This is a genomic window from Gammaproteobacteria bacterium (genome assembly GCA_013696315.1).
Lineage (GTDB): Bacteria > Pseudomonadota > Gammaproteobacteria > JACCYU01 > JACCYU01 > JACCYU01.
Window position 1 is genome coordinate 1 of sequence record JACCYU010000102.1, and the last position, 21,893, is coordinate 21,893.

At 59.4% G+C, this 21,893-nt stretch carries 22 protein-coding genes and 1 pseudogene; 18 read left to right on the forward strand and 5 right to left on the reverse strand.

Annotation, left to right across the window (positions count from 1 at the left end; all coding sequences use genetic code 11):
* Window positions 1–596 (forward strand): DUF1326 domain-containing protein (locus tag H0V34_06040; GenBank protein ID MBA2491271.1); only part of this gene is annotated, 596 nt, incomplete at its 5' end.
* 79 nt (window positions 597–675) lie between these two features.
* Window positions 676–1,440 (forward strand): DUF2182 domain-containing protein, encoded by a 765-nt coding sequence (locus H0V34_06045; GenBank protein MBA2491272.1) that lies wholly within the window; start codon window positions 676–678, stop codon window positions 1,438–1,440.
* A gap of 31 nt (window positions 1,441–1,471) precedes the next feature.
* On the opposite strand, the gene H0V34_06050 is transcribed toward H0V34_06045, so the two are convergent.
* On the reverse strand, window positions 1,472–2,152 hold the full coding sequence (locus H0V34_06050) for a rhomboid family intramembrane serine protease (GenBank protein ID MBA2491273.1): 681 nt from the start codon (window positions 2,150–2,152) through the stop codon (window positions 1,472–1,474).
* A gap of 148 nt (window positions 2,153–2,300) precedes the next feature.
* Here H0V34_06050 and H0V34_06055 point away from each other — a divergent pair, with 148 nt between their 5' ends.
* The 11 genes and pseudogenes from H0V34_06055 (at window position 2,301) to H0V34_06105 (ending at window position 13,712) form a co-directional block, all read left to right on the forward strand.
* Window positions 2,301–4,013 (forward strand): alpha-keto acid decarboxylase family protein, encoded by a 1,713-nt coding sequence (locus tag H0V34_06055; GenBank protein MBA2491274.1) that lies wholly within the window; start codon window positions 2,301–2,303, stop codon window positions 4,011–4,013.
* Between the two features lie 116 nt (window positions 4,014–4,129).
* A complete protein-coding gene (gene msrA, locus H0V34_06060; GenBank protein MBA2491275.1) occupies window positions 4,130–4,738 on the forward strand; it encodes a peptide-methionine (S)-S-oxide reductase MsrA in 609 nt (202 codons plus the stop codon).
* A 134-nt stretch (window positions 4,739–4,872) separates the two neighbouring features.
* Window positions 4,873–5,124: a type II toxin-antitoxin system prevent-host-death family antitoxin gene (locus tag H0V34_06065; protein MBA2491276.1), complete on the forward strand. Its 252-nt coding sequence runs from the start codon at window positions 4,873–4,875 to the stop codon at window positions 5,122–5,124.
* A 6-nt stretch (window positions 5,125–5,130) separates the two neighbouring features.
* Window positions 5,131–5,532: a type II toxin-antitoxin system VapC family toxin gene (locus tag H0V34_06070; protein ID MBA2491277.1), complete on the forward strand. Its 402-nt coding sequence runs from the start codon at window positions 5,131–5,133 to the stop codon at window positions 5,530–5,532.
* A gap of 164 nt (window positions 5,533–5,696) precedes the next feature.
* Window positions 5,697–5,912, forward strand: a complete 216-nt coding sequence (locus H0V34_06075) for a hypothetical protein (protein MBA2491278.1) — start codon at window positions 5,697–5,699, stop codon at window positions 5,910–5,912.
* Between the two features lie 38 nt (window positions 5,913–5,950).
* Window positions 5,951–8,419 carry a site-specific DNA-methyltransferase gene (locus H0V34_06080; GenBank protein MBA2491279.1) on the forward strand — a complete coding sequence of 823 codons (2,469 nt, stop codon included), beginning with the start codon at window positions 5,951–5,953 and terminating at the stop codon, window positions 8,417–8,419.
* The gene (locus H0V34_06085; protein ID MBA2491280.1) at window positions 8,416–10,923 is read left to right on the forward strand and encodes a DEAD/DEAH box helicase family protein; all 2,508 of its coding nucleotides are present in this window, start codon (window positions 8,416–8,418) and stop codon (window positions 10,921–10,923) included. Before H0V34_06080 ends, H0V34_06085 begins: the two co-directional genes overlap by 4 nt.
* A 111-nt stretch (window positions 10,924–11,034) precedes the next feature.
* A complete protein-coding gene (locus H0V34_06090) occupies window positions 11,035–11,340 on the forward strand; it encodes a nucleotidyltransferase family protein (GenBank protein MBA2491281.1) in 306 nt (101 codons plus the stop codon).
* Window positions 11,341–11,455: 115 nt separating this feature from the next.
* Window positions 11,456–12,088, forward strand: coding sequence for a nucleotidyltransferase domain-containing protein (locus H0V34_06095; protein MBA2491282.1), 633 nt, complete (start codon window positions 11,456–11,458; stop codon window positions 12,086–12,088).
* The gene (locus tag H0V34_06100; GenBank protein ID MBA2491283.1) at window positions 12,021–12,461 is read left to right on the forward strand and encodes a HEPN domain-containing protein; all 441 of its coding nucleotides are present in this window, start codon (window positions 12,021–12,023) and stop codon (window positions 12,459–12,461) included. The genes H0V34_06095 and H0V34_06100 overlap by 68 nt, the downstream gene beginning before the upstream one ends.
* Window positions 12,462–12,473: 12 nt before the next feature.
* Window positions 12,474–13,712, forward strand: a pseudogene (locus tag H0V34_06105) (SAM-dependent DNA methyltransferase).
* A gap of 383 nt (window positions 13,713–14,095) precedes the next feature.
* Here H0V34_06105 and H0V34_06110 read toward each other — a convergent pair.
* The gene (locus tag H0V34_06110) at window positions 14,096–14,656 is read right to left on the reverse strand and encodes a hypothetical protein (protein ID MBA2491284.1); all 561 of its coding nucleotides are present in this window, start codon (window positions 14,654–14,656) and stop codon (window positions 14,096–14,098) included.
* Window positions 14,657–14,946: 290 nt separating this feature from the next.
* Between H0V34_06110 and H0V34_06115 the strand changes: the two genes are divergently transcribed.
* The 3 genes from H0V34_06115 (at window position 14,947) to H0V34_06125 (ending at window position 16,240) form a co-directional block, all read left to right on the forward strand.
* Window positions 14,947–15,255: a nucleotidyltransferase family protein gene (locus H0V34_06115; GenBank protein MBA2491285.1), complete on the forward strand. Its 309-nt coding sequence runs from the start codon at window positions 14,947–14,949 to the stop codon at window positions 15,253–15,255.
* Between the two features lie 147 nt (window positions 15,256–15,402).
* The gene (locus H0V34_06120; protein MBA2491286.1) at window positions 15,403–15,594 is read left to right on the forward strand and encodes a DUF86 domain-containing protein; all 192 of its coding nucleotides are present in this window, start codon (window positions 15,403–15,405) and stop codon (window positions 15,592–15,594) included.
* Between the two features lie 40 nt (window positions 15,595–15,634).
* On the forward strand, window positions 15,635–16,240 hold the full coding sequence (locus H0V34_06125; protein MBA2491287.1) for a nucleotidyltransferase domain-containing protein: 606 nt from the start codon (window positions 15,635–15,637) through the stop codon (window positions 16,238–16,240).
* A gap of 747 nt (window positions 16,241–16,987) precedes the next feature.
* Here H0V34_06125 and H0V34_06130 read toward each other — a convergent pair.
* Window positions 16,988–17,485 carry a hypothetical protein gene (locus H0V34_06130; GenBank protein MBA2491288.1) on the reverse strand — a complete coding sequence of 166 codons (498 nt, stop codon included), beginning with the start codon at window positions 17,483–17,485 and terminating at the stop codon, window positions 16,988–16,990.
* 6 nt (window positions 17,486–17,491) lie between these two features.
* Entirely contained in the window at window positions 17,492–18,688 is a 1,197-nt protein-coding gene (gene rnd / locus H0V34_06135; protein ID MBA2491289.1) for a ribonuclease D, read from the reverse strand.
* On the opposite strand from rnd, the gene H0V34_06140 reads away from it, so the two are divergent.
* Together H0V34_06140 and H0V34_06145 are read left to right on the forward strand one after the other, a co-directional pair.
* Window positions 18,687–19,700 carry a ChaN family lipoprotein gene (locus H0V34_06140; GenBank protein MBA2491290.1) on the forward strand — a complete coding sequence of 338 codons (1,014 nt, stop codon included), beginning with the start codon at window positions 18,687–18,689 and terminating at the stop codon, window positions 19,698–19,700. The genes rnd and H0V34_06140 overlap by 2 nt on opposite strands.
* A gap of 168 nt (window positions 19,701–19,868) precedes the next feature.
* Window positions 19,869–21,395 carry a dynamin family protein gene (locus H0V34_06145; protein MBA2491291.1) on the forward strand — a complete coding sequence of 509 codons (1,527 nt, stop codon included), beginning with the start codon at window positions 19,869–19,871 and terminating at the stop codon, window positions 21,393–21,395.
* Here the strand turns inward: H0V34_06145 and mreD are convergent.
* Window positions 21,392–21,877 carry a rod shape-determining protein MreD gene (mreD, locus tag H0V34_06150; protein MBA2491292.1) on the reverse strand — a complete coding sequence of 162 codons (486 nt, stop codon included), beginning with the start codon at window positions 21,875–21,877 and terminating at the stop codon, window positions 21,392–21,394. The two genes, H0V34_06145 and mreD, sit on opposite strands and share 4 nt — an antisense overlap.
* Between the last annotated feature and the right edge of the window lie 16 nt (window positions 21,878–21,893).

Genomic DNA, 21,893 nt, shown 5'->3' on the forward strand with positions numbered 1-21,893 from the left:
ACGTCAAGAACTGCAACTGTGCGTTCGGTTGTCCGTGCGACTTCAATGCGCGGCCCACCTATGGTCATTGCGAGGGTATGGCCGGCATGCACATCGACGAAGGTTTTTTCGGCGATGTGCGACTCGAAGGTCTGCGCTGGGCCGCGACGTATCACTGGCCGGGCGCCCTGCACGAGGGTAACGGCACCATGCAACCTATCGTCGATGAGCGCGCCGACGACCAGCAAAGACAGGCGCTGCTGACCATTTTTTCGGGTCAGGAGCAGGACCAGGGCACGTTCTTCTGGATACTGAGCCAGATCGTGAGCAATTTCCTGGAACCGAAGTTCCTGCCGATCGACTTCGACTTCGATCTGAATGGTCGCACCGCAAGAGTGGCGGTTCCCGGTGTATTCGAAACCACCTCGCAGCCCATCAGGAACCCCGTCACCGGCGATCCGCACCGCATCCAGGTGCACATGCCCGAAGGCTTCGAGTACCTGGAGACCGAAATCGCCAGCGCGACCACGCGGGGTACGGGCGACATCAAATTCGATTTCGCCGATCGTCACAGCTCGCTTGCCTTCGTCGATCACACGCCGTCTGGCCCGCAGTAAACCGCGGGCCAGGCCGTTGCTCAACCCAGCGCTGCGCGCGCGAACTCGTATGAATACCGAGCGGTTCCCGGCAGCATCTATGGGCGCGGTCGAAGGCTTGTTCATGCGCGAGCGCGTGTTGATCGCCAGCGCCCTGGCGGGCGTCACAGGGCTCGCGTGGCTTTGGCTTATCGACATGGCGGATATGCAAGACGCATCGGCGATCATGGCCGTCGCGATGGGCGTGGCGCCCTGGGATGCGACGGGTTTTGCGCTGATGTTTATCATGTGGGTGGTTATGATGGCCGGCATGATGCTGCCCGGCGCCGCGCCCACGATCCTGCTGTTCACCGCGATCCATCGCAAGCAGACCAACCGCGTCATGCCCTACGCCCGCATCGCCGCCTTCACGCTGGGCTACCTGCTGGTGTGGACGGCGTTCAGTCTGCTCGCGACCGCTTCTCAGAACGCGCTGCAGCAGGCGTCGCTGCTTTCGCCCATGCTGGTCAGCACCAGCAGCGCGCTTGGCGGGACGTTGCTCATCGCCGCTGGCGTTTATCAGTGGACGCCACTGAAACGCGTTTGCCTCGAAAACTGCCGTTCGCCTCTGGATTTCATTCTTTTCCGCTGGCGCGGCGGTGTGGGCGGCGCGCTGCGTATGGGCGCGGAGCACGGTGCGTACTGTCTGGGTTGCTGCGGGTTGTTGATGGGCCTGTTGTTCGTCGGCGGAGTGATGAACCTCTTGTGGGTGGCGCTCATCGCAGTGCTCGTGCTCATCGAAAAGCTTTCACCGGGCGGCCTGCGACTCGCCCGAGTCACCGGCGGCGCGATGGTCATCGCCGGCGTTTATCTGCTCGATTCGTGAACCCTTGGGTTCGCGCCTCAAACGCGCGAGCCTAGCTGAAAAGTTTTACGCGCCGATGCTTGAAGAACGTAATCAGCGCCATGCCGGCCACAAAACCGCCGATGTGCGCGCGAAACGCGACACCAGCGCCTTCGGGCGCGCCGAGCTCCGAGATCAATTGCAGTACGAACCATAATCCCAGCACCAGCAACGCCGGCAGGCGCATGACCTGCGAGAAGAATCCCAGCGGGATCAGCACCATCACATGCGCGCGCGGATGTAATAACAGATAAGCGCCCAGCACACCCGAGATCGCGCCGCTTGCGCCTATCATGGGAATCTCCGAACCTGGTGCGGGCAGCGCCTGCGCCAGCGCGGCGGCGATTCCGCACAGCAGATAAAACACGACGAAGCGGCCGTGCCCCATGGCGTCTTCGATGTTATCCGCGAAGATCCACAAGTAAAGCATATTGCCAATCAGATGCAGCCAGCCGCCGTGCAGAAACATGGACGTGAACACGGTCGCGAGCGGCGGCACGATGGTCAATTCCGGCGGCAGCGACGCACCCTGCAACAGCACCGCCGGAATCAGGCCCAGCGAATAAACCGCGGCCTGCTGGTTCGCGCCCAGCGAAATCTGCCACAGAAACACGAGTACGCACGCCGCGATTATCGCGTAACTGACCACCGGCGTAATGTGCGTGGGATTGTCGTCTTGGAGTGGAATGAGCATCAGCGCGAGCCGTGAATTTGAGTAGGCGCCAGTCTAGCAGCTTGGTGCGTGCGCGTGCCTTAAGCGACTTGCGAGTCGTAATGGCGACTGGATGTTAGACTTCTCAAATAGACTGGGCTGAACCAGCGTCACAGGGGGTTTCTTGCGCATGTCATCCACGGTCACATCATCCGCGTTCGAGGGGCAGCCCGTTCCCGGCCGCACCACGGCGGGTGCGAGCAACACCACCATCGGCGCCTATCTCATCGACCGGCTCGTCGAGGCAGGCGCGCGGCACATTTTCGGTGTGCCGGGCGACTATGTGCTGAAGTTCTACGATGAGATCACGAAAAGCCGTATCAAACACATCGGCACCACGCGCGAGGACACGGCCGCGTTCGCGGCCGACGGTTACGCGCGCTGTCAGGGCATCGGCGCGCTGGCGGTGACCTACGGCGTGGGCGCACTCAGCGTGGTCAACGCGGTGGCCGGCGCGTATGCGGAGTCGTCGCCGGTGGTGGTCATCAGCGGCGCGCCCGGTGTGCGCGAGCGGCGCGAAGACCCGTTGTTGCACCATCGCTTCGGACCATTCACTTTTCAGCGTGAGATCTTCGAGCGCATCACGTGTATGACCGCGGTGCTGGACGATCCGGTGATGGCATTTCGTTTGATCGACCGCGCCATCGCCGCGGCGCGGAGCTTAGGCAAGCCGGTGTATATCGAGCTGCCGCGCGACCGAGTGATGGAAACCGGCTATCACGTGCCGGCCGAAGCGATCGAAACGGTGCCCGCCAATCAGGGCGCGCTCACGGAGGCCGTCGCGGAGACCGTGACGTTGCTGGCGAACCGCGCCTCGCCGGTATTGATTGCCGGCGTGGAAGTCCATCGCCGCAATTTGCAGGATGCGCTGATAAGCCTTATCGAGCGCGCGAACCTGCCGGTCGCCGCCACCTTGACGGGCAAGTCCGTGGTCGGCGAGCGGCACCCGTCGTACCTGGGCGTGTACGAGGGCGCGATGAGTTCGGACACCGCGCGTCACATGGTCGAGCAGTCGGAATTGCTGCTGATGCTGGGCGTGACATTGAACGACGTAGACACCGGCATTTATACCGCGAAGCTTGACCCCGAGCGCATGGTGCGGGCGGCGCAGGGCGAGGTCATCATCCGCCATCACCGTTACCCCAACGTCGCGCTCGGCGATTTCATCACGGCGCTGGCGGCGAAAGTTACGGCGCACGCCGCACCGTTGCCCCCGATGCCGGCCGGCCCGGACGCGCCGGGTTTTCCGGAAACCGACAAGCCCATGACCATCGCGCGCCTGATCGGCCGGCTGAATCAGGGACTCACGCCGGACATGATGGTGGTGTGCGACGTGGGCGACTGTCTGTTCGCGGCTGTGGAGATGCGCACGCACGCGCGCACCGAGTTTCTCGCGTCCGGCTTTTATACGACCATGGGTTTCGCCGTGCCGGCAGCACTTGGCGCGCAGATCGCGCGACCCGATCGACGCGCGCTGGTGCTGGTCGGTGACGGCGCGTTTCAGATGACCGGCACCGAGATCGCATCGCATGCGCGGTTCGGTCTCGCGCCCATCGTCATTGTGTTCAATAATCGCGGCTACGGCACCGAGCGGTTTATTCTGGACGGCCCGTTCAACGACATCGGCGAATGGCGCTTCCACAACTTAAGCCAGGTGTTCGGCCCGCTGCACGGCTTCGAGGCCGCTACCGAGACCGAGTTCGAAACCGCGTTTCAACAGGCGATTGCGGTGCGCGACGCGCCCAGCCTCATCAACGTGCATCTCGATCCCAATGATCCGTCGCCCGCGATGCGGCGCCTGGCCGAGCATTTGAAATCGCGGGTGGGCGGCGAGCATCCGTAGCTCAGGTTCGGGCGCGAGCGCCGGTTATCGAGTTGTGCAATGCATAACGTGACTCGCGCCTCGCACTAGCGCACGAGAAAACTGTCACATCGCTACTATTCGATTGAGGACACGCGATGAAAAAACTTCTGATCCTGCTGCTCGGCTTCATAACCATTGCAACGCTCAACCTGCAGGCGCAGGAGAGCGGGGCCGAAGGGCGCGCCACTGCCATTTTCGCCGGTGGCTGTTTCTGGTGCATGGAGCCGCCGTACGACAAGCTGGCCGGCGTGACCGCCACCGTCTCTGGTTACACGGGCGGCGAGCTGGATAATCCGACCTACGAACAGGTCTCGGCCGGCGGCACGGGTCACGCTGAAGCGGTGCAAATCATTTACGATCCGAAGAAAGTCAGCTACGAAAAGCTGTTGGACGTGTTCTGGCACAACATCGATCCACTGGATGCGGATGGGCAATTCTGCGATCGCGGTGATTCCTATCGCTCCGCGATCTTTTATCAAAACGATCAAGAGAAGCGCCTGGCGCAGGCATCGAAACACGCACTGGAAAAATCCGGGCGCTTCGATCAGCCCATAGCCACCGAGATCGTCCCGGCCAGCCAGTTCTACAAAGCTGAGGACTACCACCAGGATTACTACCAGAAGAATTCCCTGCGCTACAAGTTCTACCGCTACTCCTGCGGCCGCGACGGGCGTTTGGAGGAGCTGTGGGGCGAGCAGGGATAGTGCGGAAGTTAGACGCTCTGCTCGCGGTTCGCGTTCTAAATTCAGCGATCCCGCGATCATTGCCTTCCTGTGTAGCTTTGACAATGTGCTGATTCTAATCTAGTCTGACTTCAGACTAGATAAAGGGTCTCCACATGGAAATCGGAATTTACGAAGCGAAGACGCATCTTGCCAGCCTGATTGCGCGGGCGGAAAAAGGCGAGCGCATCACGATCACCCGGCACGGCAGGCCGGTGGCGGTACTGACGTCCCCGAAAGCGGACGACATGGAAAAGCATTGTAAAGCCGTGGACGCTCTTTTTGAGCTTCGTGAAGAGCTTCGGCGGTCGGGGGTTAAGATCACACGCGACGAGATCATCGCGTGGAAGAATGAGGGCCGGCGGTAGCCCAGGATGGCCATTGTATTCGATGGCAGCGCGGTCATCGCGTGCCTCGCACCGGATGAAATTATAGATTCACGTTTGGAAGCGGCGCTTCGTACCAATGTGCTCGTCGCGCCGCCTGTCTGGCCGGACGAAGTCAATAACGCAATACTGATTATGGCCCGGCGCGGCCGCATATCGGGAAGCCAAGCCGACCTTGCAACAACCGCATTTCTGGCGCTCACGGCGGAAGTCGAGCCGCCAGATCGTAGGCGAGTGAGTAAGGCTGTTTATCCGCTTGCGGAGCGTTACGGCCTCACTATCTACGATGCTAGCTATCTGGAGCTGGCCCAGCGCCGTAAACTGGCGCTCGCCACCCTCGACGATCGACTACGATCCGCTGCTAAGAAAGCCAAAGTGAAGACACTCTGAGGCGTCAGGCTGAGCTTGAACCTGGTCGAGTCTCAAGTGCGTGTCGGGAGCGACCTTCCGGGCCTGGCAATCGCCTGGCATCTGCTCTTCACGACCGAGCTGCACGTCCTGTAACTTGTAATCACTCGTCTACATCAGCAGAATCCTTAGCAAGAGGGGATTCAATGCCAGACTACGAACAAGTCCGCGGGGAGATTGATCGGCTGCTGATTGCGACAGGCAGAGCGGTACAGGATTACAAGCATTATGCTCCCGGGGCCGCGCGCGGCAGCGCGTTGCGCGAGGTGCCGCTCGAAGACCGCCGCTGTAATAACTGCTGGATGCGCGGCGCGGGCATCAGTATCGTCGCGGCCAAGTGGAAGGCGCATCGAACACTATAAGAACAGATCGCGCGGGCACAGCTAATTGAACGATAGCAATGGCGAACGAAATCCAAACTCTGCTTGACGAGATTCCGGACGAGCGTTTGAAGGCGCGGCTGGCGACGGTCATCGGAGAACTCAAGAAGGCGAAGAAGTTCGGGCTGGTGTTCGAGGAACATTTACCCGAGCTCTTACCCATCCACAATGCCGCGATCCGCGGCCAGTCCCGTGTGGCGCGGAAGGATGGAAAGCTGACAGAGACCTTCATCATCCTGGGCGTCGCGGAAGGCGCCGCCATGGTCAAGCCGGAGCATGGCGAGGGCGAGACTCAAAGCATTCCAGTCGCGGAACTGGTAGTGGTCAAGCGTTTCGGTGAGCCGATCTTTCCTGCGTTACGGCACGTCGAATCCGTGTTGCGCGGCGGCGACGCGCCGCATCACACACTCATCGAAGCCGACAATTACCACGCGCTTCAGCTTCTTGAATGGCTATACGCCCGTAAGGTGGACTGCATCTATATCGATCCGCCCTACAACACCGGGGCGCGGGACTGGAAGTACAACAACGACTACGTTGATAAAAACGACGATTGGCGGCACTCAAAATGGCTGGCGATGATGCACCGGCGCCTGCGATTGGCCAAACGGTTGTTGAATCCGAAGACCGGTGTGCTCATCGTGACGATAGACGAGCATGAAGTTCATCACTTGGGCATGTTGCTGAAGCAAATATTCCCAAGTGCGTACCAGCAGATGGCCACGATCGTCATCAATCAGAAAGGAGTGGCTCAAGGGCGACTTGCACGAACAGAGGAATACGCGCTGTTTCTTTTTATGCCAAATGCCTTTCTCCAAACTCACCACGATGACCTTCTTTCGCCAGATCAATCAGACCAAAAGCGATTTATGACGCCTCGTTGGGAGTGGTTGCTGCGTGGCGGGAGCAACTCGCGACGCGAAGATCGGCAGCAACTGTTCTATCCCATCTTCGTGGACCCAATCCGTAAAGCTGTCACTCGCATCGGCGACTTTTTGCCGTTGGAAAAGAATCCAGACCTGAAAGCAGCAGACGATGGTTCCGTTGCGTGGCCTATTCGCACCGACAACTCGTTTGGTAACTGGCAAGTCAGCCCTCGGACTTTGAGGCAACTGTTGGCACTCGGCTATGTGCGGCTCGGTGGCTTTGACAAAAAGCGCTGCACCTGGACGGTACAGTATCTTAATAAAGGCACGCGAGCGCGGATTGACAGTGGCGCGATTCGGACCTCGGATCGTGATGTTGTAACTGGTGTTGTCAAGCTTGAATATGCTGATGCTCAGGCGCGTCAACGAAACGTCAAGACCGTCTGGCATCGCGGTAAGCACGACGCTGGTATATATGGTTCAAATGTTCTCCGCTCCATTCTGGGCGATGAGCCTCGTTTCTCGTTTCCAAAGTCTGTGTATGCCGTGCGTGATGCTATCGGTGCGGTTGTCCGCGGCAATCCCGCTGCGTTGATCTTGGACTTCTTCGCCGGTTCTGGTACGACGCTGCATGCGGTAAACCTTCTGAATGCCGCTGATGGAGGCAATCGGCGCTGCGTGCTGGTGACCAACAATGAGGTGTCAAACGAGAACGCGAAGACCCTTCTCCGCGAGAGACATAGTCCGGGTGGCGTTGAGTGGGAGCAGTATGGTATCTGTCAGTCAGTTACCTTCCCCCGCTGCAAGTTCGTGCTAAACGGCAAGCGCGACGATGGCACGGAACTGCCGGGCGAGTACCTGACCGGTCAGTTCGAGGAACAGGAAGTCAGGCGCAGTATTCGTTCACTGGAATTCGCAACGCGCGAGACGCTGGGGAACAAAAAGGCGCGCGAGGCGCTCGCGCTGGCGGTGGGCTTTGCCAAATCTAAGGTAACCGGCAAGGAAACTTTTTTGCTGGCCAAGGATGAAAAGGTGGCTGTCCTGCTCGATCCGAGCGCCTTGGGTGAATTCATCGAAGAAGGCGAGGAGTCGGCAGAGAACATTGAGACGGTCTATCTGCCGCTTCCTTCTGGTAAGGCCTTTAATCAAGCGAAAGCCAAACTCGCGGAGGCCTGGCCTCCGCGAACCAAGAGCGTAGAAGTCAAACGTCCGATGAAAGATGGCTTCGCCGCTAACCTCGATTATTTTCGCCTGGAGTTTCTCGATCGAGCGCGAGTGGAATCTGGCGGCAGCCTCTTCGACCTGCTGCCCGCGTTGTGGATGATGGCGGGCTGCAGCGGCGAATTGCCCACGTGCGATGGCAGTGAATCCATGCTGCTTTATCCTGACTGTCCATTCGCGGTGCTGGTGGAGGAAAGCGGGATCAAGTCATTTCTGGATGAGCTTCGCAAGCGTGCGGACATCGACTGGGCTTTTCTGGTGACCAACGATCAGGATAGTTTCGCCCGCATGAGCGAGCGGCTGCCGGAGCATGTGCCGGTCACGCAGCGCGTGCACCTGTGGCGCAACTACTTGGATAACTTCTTCATCAACGCGGACAGGTCCTCGCCGGAGACGCCATGAAATTCGCGCTGCGCGAGTTCCAGAAGGCGGCCGTAAGACAACTGCTCAAGCGCCTGAAAAACGCCAAGCGAGACTTGCGGGATGACGGCGTCGTCCAGGCTATCACCTTGTCCGCGCCAACGGCTTCCGGCAAGACCGTGATGATGACCTCCTTGATCGAGCGCATACTGTTCGGCAAGGGCGGACTGGAAGACCACGATGATCCGGATTTCCTGACCGAACCGAATGCGGTGTTCCTCTGGCTCTCCGACAGTCCGCAGTTAAACCAGCAGTCGCTGGAAAAGATGAGCGTGGCGGCGTCCGGCGAACTGATCGGTCGCCTGGAACCGGTGGAGGCCAGGTTCGACGCCGAGTACTTCGAGCCCGGATTCATCTATTTTCTGAACTCGCAGAAGTTGGGTGTGGCGGGTCTGCTGACCAAGAAGGGTGACGGCCGCCAATACTCGATCTGGGAGACGATCAACAACACCATTCAACGGCAGCAGGACCGTTTCTACGTCGTCATCGACGAGGCGCATCGCGGAATGCGCTCGAAGGCTGACGAGAATCAGGCCAAATGCATTATCCAGCGGTTTATCTTTGGCTCCGCCGACGTGCATCCCGCGCCCATCGTGATTGGCATCTCCGCTACACCTGAGCGGTTCGATGCATTACTGCCCGGTGCCGCAAGAACGCGCCACGTGGTGAACATTCCCGCAAGCGAGCCTCGCGACGCAGGACTCATCAAGGATTTCATCCTGATGTGCCACAACGACGACGATCAGCCAACCGAATGGACCTTGCTGGCCGGCGCCTGTATAGAGTTCAAGCGTATCTCGGACGAGTGGGAACGTTACTGCGCGGCAAACGATGAGCGGAGCACGGTTCGGCCCGTGCTTGTGATTCAGGTCGAAGATGCGGGACAGGGCGGCGACGCCACGCAATCGAAAACGTCGCTGGCGAAACTGCTGGGGGTGGTCAAGAAGCAACTGCCAGATCTGAAGCCCGTTAACTTTGCTCATTGTCTGGAATCCGGAAAATTGCTTACGGCTGACGGCATTGACATTCGCTACGTCGAGCCGCACCGGATCGAGCATGATGAATATTGCCGAATAGTCATCTTCAAGATGGCGCTGACAACAGGGTGGGACTGTCCGCGCGCGGAAGTAATGATGTCTTTCCGCAGGGCCGAGGACGCCACGTACATCGCACAGCTTGTGGGCCGCATTGTGCGCACGCCACTCGCGCGCAGGATGGCGGGTAACGATTTACTCAATAGCGTGATGCTGTTCTTGCCGTTCTATCGCCGCGCGCAAGTGCAGGCCGTCGTGGAGCGGCTGCAAGGCGATGGCGGTGAATCCAAGGGCGCTGACGCGGGCGACCAGAGCGAGTTTCAGACACTCACAGTAGCGCCGGGCAAAGAAACACTACTGGATATTTACCGCAAGTTGCCCACTTACACGTCGCAAGAAGGTCGCAAAGTCGCGGACATCCGCCGCGCGTTGCGCTTTTGTTTCGAGCTCGCCTACGATGGCTGGCAAGATGAGGCCGTAGCGATCCGTGACGGGCTACGCGCAAAGCTGCTGCAAATCGGCAATGCACATCGCGAGGATGCCGATTTCATGCGGAAGTGTGAGGGATTGTCGACAATTACATATCGCGTGCTGCGGGTTGAAAACGGCGCCCTCAAGCCGGACGACCAAGGTGAGCAAACAAGCTTGCCGGTCACGGAGCAAGACGTGGAGACGGTATTCTCCCGCAGCTTCGTGACGCTCACCGAAGAGCTGGCCCGCTCATACGTCTCAGCGCGGTATGACGTAAGTGATCCCAATGCGCAGTTCTGGCGCTGCAAGCTGGAGTTGTTTCTGCTTTCGCAGGATGAGAGCGTTGTAAACAAGATTGAACGTGAGGCTATCAAGCTCATTGAAGACATCTACGAGCGCAAAAAGCCGGACATCGCCAAGCTGTCTACCGAACGGAAAGCCGCATACCGCCGGATTGCGCAGATGAGCCGTCACTTCAAGGCAACGGAGCCTTCAATACCCGATCCGGTGCGGCAAAAGACGGACAAGGATGGCCAGTTACTTTCGGATCATTTGTTTGTCACGGAGCAGGGCGAATTCAAGGCAGCGCTGAACACCTGGGAGAAGCCAGTGCTCGACAATGTTCTCATCGCACCGGATTTTCTGGGCTGGCTGCGCAACTACCCACGCAAACCGTGGAGCATTGCGTATACCTATAAAAACAAAGGAGTGGACACGCCCGGTTATCCTGACTTCGTGGTGTTCCGGGAACAAGGCGAGCACATCGTCGTCGACCTGCTGGAGCCTCATCAAGGCGCGGATGCACTCGCCAAAGCGCATGGTCTATGCCGGTTCGCGGAGCAACACGGCGGCCAATTCGGGCGCATCGAATTCATCAGGGTCGAGGGCAACCAGATAAAGCGGCTTGACGTCAATACAGGGAGTGTGCGATCAAAGGTGCTTGCGACAAATGTGGATGGAGCATTGGACACATTAATTTAACAATTCGTGAGAGGGACGGCGATTTGTGAATTCCGTCATTGCGGTTCTGCAGGCTCTAGCCTCGTATCCAGGCCGCGGTTAAGTGTTTATTCATCACCGACGCTCGAAATGATTAATTCCGCTGTTAACATCCCGCACGAACGTATGGCGGACCTGTGTCGCCGGTACGGCATCCGCAGTCTTTCTTTATTCGGGTCTGCAACCCGAGCCGACTTCAGACCAGACAGCGACATCGATGTATTAGTCGAGTTTGAGAAGAACGCGGAAGCAAGTCTTTTTGATCTGGTCGAGATCGCGCGCGAGTTGTCGGAGCTATTTGGCAATCGTGCTGTCGACGTGGTCACGCCGGCAGTCTTACGCAATCCATATCGACGGCGGGCGATACTCAAAGACCTGGAGCGCGTGTATGGCGTCTGAGTAGCGGGAGCGACGTCCAAGCGGGAGGGAATTGAGCTTTACGCTGTGTAGCTCAATCGGCTACAATTGTAGCCCAAAAGGCCACAAGAAGTCCCTAGTGATCACAAAGAATCCTATTGATCTTGGAGCTTTGTTCTTTGGTGCTTACCGCCGTCAAGTCCTCGCTTTGTTGCTGCTCCATCCGGATGAATCATTTCACCTGCGAGAGATAGCGCGGATCACCAATACGCAACCGGGCACGTTGAGACGCGAACTCGCGCTGCTTGCGGATGCTGGGGTAATCAAACGCGAGAAGATCGGGAATCAGGCACATTACCAGGCCAACCCAGCCTGCCCTATTTATGAGGACTTACGCGGCATTTTAAGGAGAACCGCCGGTGTCGCCGATGTGCTCAAGGGCGCGCTTCAGCCTCTCAGCGAGAAAATCGTCGCTGCGTTTGTTTATGGCTCTGTGGCGCGTGGCGATGAGCGCGCGGGGAGCGATCTCGACCTTATGGTCATAGGTGAGGTTAAACTCGTCGAGTTAGTTGAAGCTCTTACCAAGGCTGCGGAGACGCTCCGACGGGAAATCAACCCCAACGTCTATTCGCGGCGCGAGTTCCGTACCAGGCTCACAGCGGGCGAACCATTTTTGCGGCGCGTGATGGACGATAAGAAAATTCTCTTTATTGGCGCTGAAGATGACCTTAGACAACTTGCTTCGAATCGGAAAGCTCAAACCACACACACCAGACAAGGCCGAGATTGAGCGCCTGCTGGCGGCGGCGGAACGCGCGTTGAAAGACGCTAATATGTCGCGCATAAGTTCCGATGGACGTCTTGATCTTGCCTATCGTGCCATCATGCAGACAGCGCTCGTCGCACTACTCGCAAACGGTTTCCGTCCGTCTACAGGTGAACCTGGTCACCATCAGCTTCTGATCCAAGCGCTGCCCAAGACTCTGGGTTTACCTGCTGAACGCGTTCGCTTGCTCGACGCATTCCGGGCCGCGCGGAATCGAAGCGATTACGACGGGGTCCCTGTGTCGCATGCGGTGGCGCGGGAATGCGTTGAGGAGGCGCGCCTTCTACTTGAAGGCTTGCGTGCATGGCTTTCTATTAATCGTCCCGAACTCGTATAAGCTCACGCCATAATGAACTCAGCGACCATCGTCCAGAAGCTCTGGAACTACTCCAACATTCTCAGGGATGATGGGCTTTCCTACGGTGACTACGTTGAGCAGTTGACGTTCCTGCTGTTTCTGAAGATGGCGGACGAGCAGTCGAAGCCGCCGTTCGATAGACCTTCGCCAATCCCTCCCGAGTATTCATGGCCGGAGCTGGTCAAGCGAGATGGTGATGATCTGGAGGCGCACTACCGGCATACGCTGAAGGAGCTTGGCAGGCAGCCGGGCTTGATCGGCGTGATCTTTCGCAAGGCGCAAAACCGAATTCAAGACCCGGCGAAGCTTACGCGGCTGATCGCGGATCTCATCGACAAGGAACAGTGGTCAACCTTGGATGCGGACGTGAAAGGCGATGCCTACGAGGGGCTGCTGGAGAAGAACGCGGCGGACGTAAAAGGTGGCGCGGGTCAGTACTTCACGCCGCGCCCGCTGATTCGCGCGATCGTGGATGTGATGCGGCCGCGTCCGGGCGAATCGTTGTGCGATCCGGCCTGCGGCACCGGCGGTTTTCTGCTGGCGGCACATGATTATGTTCGCAAGCACAACAAGCTGGACAAGGCGCAGCTCAAGCACCTGAACACGACGGCGCTGGCCGGCGTAGAGCTGGTCGATGGCGTCGCGCGCCTGTGCTGTATGAACCTGGTTTTGCACGGAGTCGGCGGCGAGAGCGCCGATCATGTGCCGGTGTCGGTGCAGGACGCATTGCGTGGCAAGCATGGCGAATATGACCTTGTGCTCACCAACCCGCCGTTCGGCAAGAAGAGCAGCATCACCGTCGTCAACGAGGCGGGCGAACAGAGCCGCGAGTAGCTGACATACAACCGCGACGACTTCTGGGCCAGCACCTCCAACAAGCAGCTCAACTTCCTGCAGCATGTGCATTCGATCCTGAAGATGCACGGGCGCGCGGCCGTGGTCGTCCCGGACAATGTGCTGTTCGAGGGCGGTGCGGGCGAGACGATCCGTCGCGAACTGCTCAAGCAGGCGGATGATGGGCGTGCAGGGGGCTGGAACCAGCGCTGCCAATTGATCCAGGCAGCGAAGCTGCACCTGCCGGTTGCCCAGCTTGCAGGACGGGTGGCGTTCCGCATAAAGCGTCAGCGCCCGGCTGCCCACCGCCAGCAAAGCGCGCAACCACTGTTGCTGGCGAGCCACCCTGAAATCCGACCAATCCAGCAACATGATCGGCAGCCGGCAGCCTTCTAGGAGCCGCCAGACGATGGCGCGGTAAAACGCTTTGCGCTGCGCGCCCAACCAGCGATTGCCGTTCAGGCAATCCATGCGTTTGACGCGATGTTTGATGCGAATGCCGGTATTCACCAGAGACCGTCCCATGCCGGTGATCGTGACCCGCGCGCCACGGGCTACCGCGTCCACAGCGACCGTCAGCGCATGGCAACGCTTCTGATGGATGTCAGGCAGTGATTCACGAAAAAACTTCTGCAATACTGGCTGTGTGCATGGGCTTCTCCCGAAGATGTGGTGTCCTCGGAAGACAAAAAGTCCATGCACACGCCGTTTCTACTGAAGCCTACCGCCTACCTCGCTGAAATCAATGTCTGTTTTGCGGGGATAGGTCAGGGTTCTTATCATTTGATCTCCCAGGTCGTGTTATGCGGGATATCCATCGCGGTGTAGCCGCCGGGGCCAACCAGATCAGGCATTGGTAAACAAGCAAATGGCTCACGCCCGGTGATGCCCGCGTATTTGCCGGTGCCGCCCGTGATGATATGGGTGCCACAATCCATCTTCGGCTGCGACTTGTCGATGTCGCGCGTATCGAACGTCGAGAATATGACGTCACCGTCGGTATCGGTCAGTGCACAGGCGCCATCAATGTATTGCTTGTCGCCCGACGCAACGCTCAGCGCTGCGCAACGGGCTGACATGTTGTCGAGCATCTTCTCTCCCTTCATGTTTTCGGTGGTCCCGACCGCCTCCAGCGTGGTGACCTTACCGACGCCGGGAACGTCAATGGTCTGCAGAGGCCGAAAAATGAAGTGCGTCACGTAGGGCGTGGTCCCCTTCGTTGCCATCGGATCTGCTAGGACGACCCCGGGGGCAAAGGACATGACTACCCCGGAGAGAAGCGCGGTTTTGACAAGGGCTGCGACGGTTGCCGCGATTATGCTCAGGTTCATGGCTTTCATTGGTGCCTCCTTCTCGGATTGATTATGAGTACTAAGCTTTTTGGTTCATTCAGCACGTTCCTCCAGTGTGAGAGACGCGCGCTAAGTCACGGCGTTGACGCCACTATCGATCCAGGTACATGGCCGGGGGAGTCTCATCCCAAGCTGGACCTGATCACGATGTAAAGCACTGTCAAGGAATAAGATAGAAAGAACTTGCCTAGTTGTGGTAATTCAAGCGATGACTTTGGATATTATGAGCGCGCGTGAAAGTTTAAGTGGGAGTTGGCGCCGAGCTGATACAGATGGCAATGACTAACTCCGCCATCGAGGTGCCACACGAACAAATAGCGGATCTCTGTCGCCGGTTCGGCATCCGCAGCCTGTCCCTGTTCGGGTCCGCGACACGAGACGACTTTCGGCCGGATAGCGACATCGACGTATTGGTCGAGTTTGAAGAGACTGCGCAAGCAAGTCTTTTTGATCTGGTCGAGATCGAGCGCGAGTTGTCGGAGCTATTTGGCAATCGTGCGGTCGACGTGGTCACGCCGGCCATCTTCCGCAATCCGTATCGACGGCGGGCGATACTCAAAGACCTGGAGCGCGTGTATGGCCCCTGAAGACCGCAACGCCGCTTACGAATGGGACGTGCTCGAAGCGGCGAAGGACGTGGTCGAGTTGATGGCTGGCAAGACTCGCCAAGATTAGCATGCGAACAAAATGCTTCGCATGGCGGTGGAACGCGGACTGGCGAGGCGGCAGGCAGAGTGTCGAAGCCGTTCCAGGATCAGCATCCAGAAGTTCCGTGGCGGAACACTATCGGGCAGCGTAACGTGCTGGCACATCAGTACGGCAAGATCGGCTACGACTTGTTGTACCCGACCGCGACGCGGGATGTGCTGCGTTGTATCGAGGTGCTTCCCAAGCTGTTACCGCCCTCTTTTGAATTTCGTAGTTGAAGGCTTGAGTGTACCCAATAAGGGAATTATCATTCCCAATATGGGTATCAAACGAAAAGGCCTGTCTGATGCGTTGTTCACCGCAACCCAGCGTCGCGTGCTTGGCTTGCTGTTCGGTAATCCAGACCGTAGTTACTACGTGAACGAAATCCTGCGTTTCGCCGATATGGGCATCGGAGCGGTGCAGCGCGAGCTTGAGAGTTTGGAAGCTGCTGGCTTGTTGAATGTCACGAAAATCGGCAATCAGAAGCATTACCAGGCTAACCGGCAATCGCCCATATTCGAAGAGCTTCGCGCCATTGTCATCAAGGCTTTTGGCGTGGCTGACGTGCTCCGTGTGGCACTGGCGTCGCTCGCCGGGCATGTGCAAGCTGCCTTCATCTATGGCTCGGTCGCGAAGGGAACGGACACCGCAAGCAGCGACATTGACGTTATGGTCGTCGGTCATGATATTTCCTGCCCGGACGTCATTGGCGCACTTGAAGAAAGCGAAAAGGCGCTCGGGCGTGCCATCAATCCAACCCTCTACAATCGGCAAGAACTCCAGCGCAAACTAGCGGCGGGTAATGCGTTCCTCAACAGGGTTTTTAAGCAACCCAGAATCTTTCTGATCGGGTCTGACGATGACATCAAAGCCTCTCGATAACCTTGTGCGGGCGGCAGCCTCAAGAAAGAGGCGGGAAGCCAACAGGAAGTCGACGGCCTGGTGCGGTCGGCGCGAAATCGGCTACGCGACGCACAAATCGAGGGACTTTCATTCGATAGCCGGTTCGATCTCACATACAACGCCTCGCACGCGCTGGCGCTCGCGGCACTGCGCTGGCACGGCTATCGATCGGAAAATCGCTACCTGGTTTTTCAATGCCTGGAGCACACATTGCGCATCAACCCCGAGAGTGGAAAGTCCTTGCGAAGTGCCATCAGCGGTGCAACGCGGCGGAATATGAGGGTTACTTGGAAGCAGATGAACAGTTAGTAATTGACCTCACCAGGATTACGCACATGTTGCTTGAAAAAGTTTCGGCCATGGTGCCGGTGTCATGAATTCAGTAACCATCGTCCAGAAGCCCTGATACTGCTGCAAGCGCAACCCCCCGAGGCTCGGCCAGAGCCTCGCCCGTTCGCCCTGGCACGCGAACGCTCATATGTTCGCGAGAAATCCCGGCTCACCCTGCGCGATGACGGCCTTCGTACGGCGATTACGTCGAGCATTTGACGTTTCTGTGTTCCTGAAGATGGCGGACGAGCAGTCCAAGCCGCCGTTCGATAAGCCCGTGCCGATTCCCGCCAAATACGCGGCCAAGAGCCAGTGAACGGCGACGGTCTCCGTGGCCTCGCCCCAAGCGACATTGCTGCCACGCTCGAATACCATTGTTTCCCGAAGAAGTTTCCCCTACCACCGCTCCTTTTCCCACCGCTCCGGGTTTGCCCAGTATCTGCTGTTGAGCCAGTCGGGGGTGAGCTTGTAATCGTAGATGTCGTAGTGATAGAGGTTCAGCGGTTTGCCCTCGATCGTGTAATGCCGCACTTGCCGCAGGCCATACGCGATCAGCTCCTCATTGCGCCAGTGGCTGATCGATTGCGGCCAGGTGTCACCGATGGCAACGGTGGCGTAGGTCACTTCGGCATGTAGATCGCGCAGGCGGGCGATTAGCTGGCCCGCGTCGCGTTTATTCAGTTGTTCCATAACGCCGGTGACGATCGCGAGGCGGCTGCGCGCGATGGCGAAATCTTCGTGTAGCAATTCGGCCGCGGATACGAACCTGCAATCCGCGCCAAGCGTGCGCCGCGTCAGTTCGGCGCGCAACGGTTCATCCGCCGGCATCACCCCCAGTATCGAGCCTGGTCGCAGCCGTTCGACGATCCCGATGATGTCGGCGCGCCAGTCCATGCGGATTCACGCGGCGCCCGTGCCCGTTTCCTCCAGCTTGAGCCCGTCCGGCGCGAAGCGGACCCCCAGTTCGCCCGCGAGCATTTTCTGCAACGTGCGCCCCGCGAGCCGCGCGCGCCAGCCTTGCAGCACCGGAACGTCGGTGTCTCCCGCCACCAGCCGTTCGAGCGCGCTGCGCGTCGATAATGCGGCGGGACTGACCTCAAACCGCGCCGCCTGCGCGCGCACCAGCGCCATCAGCACGTCCACCATCGCGTCCTGCGCGGGTGTCAGGTCAAGCCGCGAGGGTGGGCTTGGCCAGGTCGCCTCCGGTTCCTGTGATGCACGGGCGATGGTCTCGATAAGCGTCGCGCCGTAGCGTTGCACCTGCTGCGGTTGCAGTCCGCGCATGCGCGCCAGCGCGGTCTGATCGCGCGGCGTCTGACGCGCCAGATCGACCAGCGCCGGGTCCGGCAGAATCCACTTGCGCGGCTTGTCGCGGTGCGCGGCTTCCCGTTCCCGCCACGTGGCCAGGGCGCGCAGAATGTTAAGCTGGCCGGATGAGAGTTTTTGCAAGCCACCAATGCGGCGCCAGACCTGCGCGGCGTCGATTTCAAAGGTGTGGGCGCGCTGCAAGCGCTCGAAATCGTCCGTCAGCCAGTCGAGACGGCCCTTGTCCGCCAGCATCGTCTGGAGCCTGGGATAAATCACGCTCAGATACCGCACATCGTCGGCGGCGTAATGAATTTGTTCAGCATCCAGGGGACGTTCGGACCAGTCGCTGCGAGTGTGTGTTTTCGAAAGTGCCACACCCAGTATCTGCTGCACCAGGTTGGCGTAACCGACCTGCTCGCCAAAGCCGAGCAGGCTGGACGCGATCTGGGTGTCGAACACAGGCCGGGCCGGTTCGCCGCGCAATTGATACAGTATTTCCAGATCCTGGTGGGCGGCGTGCAACACCTTGATAATGCGCGTGTCGTAAATCACGTCGAGCAGCGGCGACAGACTATCCAGCGCGAGCGGGTCGATACAGGCCACCAGTGTAGGCGTGGCGATCTGCAGCAGGCATAAGCGCGGGTAGTAGGTCCGCTCGCGGATAAATTCCGTGTCCAGCGCGATCCATTCGGCGTCTTGCAGATGCGCGCAGAGCGATGTCAGGCCCTGCGGCGTATCGATGAATAAATCGTCTTTGTTGACTGAGTCCTTCTCAACTGGTGCATGCATGAAAATCCAACCTGGCATTGTTTATCGGCAACTGCTGCCCGCATGCATGATACTGGCGTTAGGTTCCGCTTTACCATCGCCGGACCAGGCGGGGACCAAAGACGGCGGGATCGAGTGGCAAAGCGATCATCTGTCCGGACACGTGCTGACGGGTAAAATATGGGATACGACGAACGGGCGCTTCATCACACCAGCGACACTCTATGACCGGCTGCGCGAGGCTGATTTCGTGCTGCTGGGCGAGGTACACGACAACCCCGATCATCATGCGCTGCAAGCCCTCGTGATCCAGCAGCTTGTGGCGCGCGGCCGCCGGCCCGCTATCGTGTTCGAGATGCTGGAGCGCGATCAGCAGGGGGCAATCGAGCGCACGCTCGCGCAGAGTTCTCGTTCGGCGGATCGTCTCGGTAAGGTCACGCGCATGAGTGCGCGCGGGTGGCCCTGGCCGCTTTACAGACCCTTGATCGAAAACGCGATGGCGCTCGGTTTGCCGATTGCCGGCGCGGACTTGTCAGGTCCCACAGTAGACCGGATTGTGGCGGAAGACGCGGACGTGCTGAGGCCTGAGCGCATGCGGCGACTGGCGCTGGACGCGCCGCTGGCAGCGCGCGATGAAGAGGTCATGCGCGCGGATATCGTGGCCGCGCATTGCGGATACGCACCGCAAGCGCGGCTGGATGGCATGGTCGCGGCGCAACGCGCGCGCGATGCGACGTTCACCGACACACTGCTCGCCCAGGATGACGAAGGCGCCGTGCTGATCGCCGGCAGTGGCCATGTGCGCAACGACTTCGCCGTGCCGGCCTACCTGCGACGGCGCGCGCCCGGCAAGTCTGCGGCGAGCGTCGCGTTTACCGAAGTTGCCGCGGGCCAGACGTCGCCCGGTGATTACCTGCCGGCAGCGGCAGATGACCGCGCCGCATTCGATTACCTCTGGTTTACTCCCGGCAGTCAGCCCGGCGAAGCTTGCGCCAGGTTTGAGGAGAGCCTGCGCAAGCTGCGCCAGCGTTAGCCTTAAGCGGCCGATGCCGGCGTGTGTGCGTTTTAATCCAGTGATAACAGGGCTATGATGACCTGACGCGGCGCGGCCAGATTGACCGGCCTGCAAGATCACGTTCATGCCGGCGTTGCGCGGCATTTCCGGTAACCTGTTCGAACAACTAAATCATAAGGACTATTAATGTTCTGGCGCCCAAGCAAACAGATGAACGCACGCATTTCGAATCTGCGCGCGCATCTTAAAGATGAGAATCCGGTTCTGGTCGATGTGGTTGGCAGTTACCAGGAGCTGGACAAGGTCGCTTACCGGCTGGGTCTGCTCGATCGGAACGAGTCGTTCGCGACCCGCATCTCCTGGTGGCCGATGATCGCGGTGCTCGGCACATTCTCCGCCGGCAAATCCACCTTCATCAATCAATATTTGAGCGCACCTCTGCAGCAGACCGGCAACCAGGCGGTGGACGACCGGTTTACCGTGATCTGCTACAGCTCCGACAACGAGGTGCGCGTGCTGCCGGGGCTCTCGCTGGACGCCGATCCGCGCTTTCCTTTCTATCAGATCAGCGAAGAGCTGGACAAGGTCGCCACCGGCGAGGGCGGCCGCATCAACGCCTATCTGCAACTGAAAACCTGTCCGTCGGAAAATTTGCGCGGCAAAATTTTCATCGACTCGCCCGGTTTCGACGCCGACGAGCAACGCAACGCCACCTTGCGCATCACCGATCACATCATCGATTTGTCTGACCTGGTGCTGGTGTTCTTCGATGCCCGGCATCCGGAACCGGGCGCCATGCAGGACACCCTTGAACATCTGGTCGCCGGCACGGTGCAGCGCAACGACGCCAACAAGGTGTTATTTATTCTCAATCAGATGGACGTGACCGCGCGTGAAGACAATGTCGAGGACGTGGTTTCCGCCTGGCAGCGCGCGATCGCGCGGGGCGGGATCGCAAGCGGTCGTTTCTATACCGTGTACAACGAGCAGGCGGCGGTGCCGATCGAGGACGCGAATCTGCGCCGGCGCTATGAAACAAAGCGCGACGCCGATCTTGCGGAAATCGGTCAGCGTATCGAGCAGGTGAGCGTGGAGCGCGTATACCGGATCGTCGGTTCGCTGGAGAGCCTCGCGAACCGTATCGAGCAGCACAGTGTGCCCATGTTGCGTAGATCCCTGGAGCGGTGGTACCGGCGGGTGATGACCCTCGATCTCCTGATCATACTGCCCATATTGTTGCTGTTGCTGGGCGCCAGCATTTCGGCGGGTTACTGGGACGGCATTGTATTTGCACCACCCTGGATCGATGCGCTGGGCGCTGCGTGGATCACCCTGACTGTACTGGGCGCGGTACTTTTCGCCGCCATGCTGGGAATTCATTTCTGGATGCGCGCGATAATCGCCAGACGCATCGCGGGCGGGCTCGAAGACGATCAGGGTCCCGGTCATCTGGCGCGGGCGTTTCTCAAAAACACCCGCGCCACCAGGAGTGTGTTCCGCTCAACCCCGGCGGGATGGGGTAAGGCCAGCCGTAAACATATCGCCAAAGTGCGCGAGGCAGCCGACGGTTTTGTGCAGAAGCTCAACGACCGCTACACCAATCCCTCGGGCGGAAAGTCTGCCGCCGCCACGTCTGACAACGCCGGGGCGGCTAACTTCGGGGCGGATAAAGACGAATCGCCCGCCCGTCAGGCGTCCGGGCAGCGCGGCTAACGCATGCCGCGCGCTCGGAAGGTTGCCTGCAACAGCACCGACACGCATGGCCACAGCACCATGCTGCTCAGCACTGGCGCCCAGTACAGCCAGGATTCCTGCGCAAAACCCTGAATGCCGTTGATCCACAATGTCGCGCTTCGGTATACCAGCAGCATGAGACCGACGAATATCGCCTGCTGATACAGCGGGAACCAGCGCAGACGGGGATACAGGCGCAACGTGATGTAGGCGATCACCGAAAACCCCAGGGCATGCGCGCCCAGCAGCGTGCCCTGGGCCGCATCCATGATGAGCCCTAGCGCCCATCCGGCGCCGATACCCACCTGGCGCGGCACGGTCAGCACCCAGTAAATCAAGGTGAGCGCCACCCACTCGGGACGCCACGCCACTGCCCACTCCGGCAGCGGCGTCAGGGTAAGCATGCCGGCGATCGCGAAACTGCTGACAATCGCCAGTGCGGAAGACGAGGAGCGGCTCATGCTGGCGGCGCCGGCC

What these genes read in the sequence shown, in the direction of transcription:
- H0V34_06130 (MBA2491288.1), bottom strand. Translation starts at nt 17,485, where the DNA reads ATGGACTGGCGCGCCGACATCATCGGGATCGTCGAACGGCTGCGACCA.
- H0V34_06070 (MBA2491277.1), top strand. Translation starts at nt 5,131, where the DNA reads ATGGCCATTGTATTCGATGGCAGCGCGGTCATCGCGTGCCTCGCACCG.
- H0V34_06055 (MBA2491274.1), top strand. Translation starts at nt 2,301, where the DNA reads ATGTCATCCACGGTCACATCATCCGCGTTCGAGGGGCAGCCCGTTCCC.
- msrA (MBA2491275.1), top strand. Translation starts at nt 4,130, where the DNA reads ATGAAAAAACTTCTGATCCTGCTGCTCGGCTTCATAACCATTGCAACG.
- H0V34_06065 (MBA2491276.1), top strand. Translation starts at nt 4,873, where the DNA reads ATGGAAATCGGAATTTACGAAGCGAAGACGCATCTTGCCAGCCTGATT.
- H0V34_06115 (MBA2491285.1), top strand. Translation starts at nt 14,947, where the DNA reads ATGACTAACTCCGCCATCGAGGTGCCACACGAACAAATAGCGGATCTC.
- H0V34_06085 (MBA2491280.1), top strand. Translation starts at nt 8,416, where the DNA reads ATGAAATTCGCGCTGCGCGAGTTCCAGAAGGCGGCCGTAAGACAACTG.
- H0V34_06050 (MBA2491273.1), bottom strand. Translation starts at nt 2,152, where the DNA reads ATGCTCATTCCACTCCAAGACGACAATCCCACGCACATTACGCCGGTG.
- H0V34_06100 (MBA2491283.1), top strand. Translation starts at nt 12,021, where the DNA reads ATGACCTTAGACAACTTGCTTCGAATCGGAAAGCTCAAACCACACACA.
- rnd (MBA2491289.1), bottom strand. Translation starts at nt 18,688, where the DNA reads ATGCATGCACCAGTTGAGAAGGACTCAGTCAACAAAGACGATTTATTC.
- H0V34_06080 (MBA2491279.1), top strand. Translation starts at nt 5,951, where the DNA reads ATGGCGAACGAAATCCAAACTCTGCTTGACGAGATTCCGGACGAGCGT.
- mreD (MBA2491292.1), bottom strand. Translation starts at nt 21,877, where the DNA reads ATGAGCCGCTCCTCGTCTTCCGCACTGGCGATTGTCAGCAGTTTCGCG.
- H0V34_06045 (MBA2491272.1), top strand. Translation starts at nt 676, where the DNA reads ATGGGCGCGGTCGAAGGCTTGTTCATGCGCGAGCGCGTGTTGATCGCC.
- H0V34_06125 (MBA2491287.1), top strand. Translation starts at nt 15,635, where the DNA reads ATGGGTATCAAACGAAAAGGCCTGTCTGATGCGTTGTTCACCGCAACC.
- H0V34_06110 (MBA2491284.1), bottom strand. Translation starts at nt 14,656, where the DNA reads ATGAAAGCCATGAACCTGAGCATAATCGCGGCAACCGTCGCAGCCCTT.
- H0V34_06140 (MBA2491290.1), top strand. Translation starts at nt 18,687, where the DNA reads ATGAAAATCCAACCTGGCATTGTTTATCGGCAACTGCTGCCCGCATGC.
- H0V34_06075 (MBA2491278.1), top strand. Translation starts at nt 5,697, where the DNA reads ATGCCAGACTACGAACAAGTCCGCGGGGAGATTGATCGGCTGCTGATT.
- H0V34_06145 (MBA2491291.1), top strand. Translation starts at nt 19,869, where the DNA reads ATGTTCTGGCGCCCAAGCAAACAGATGAACGCACGCATTTCGAATCTG.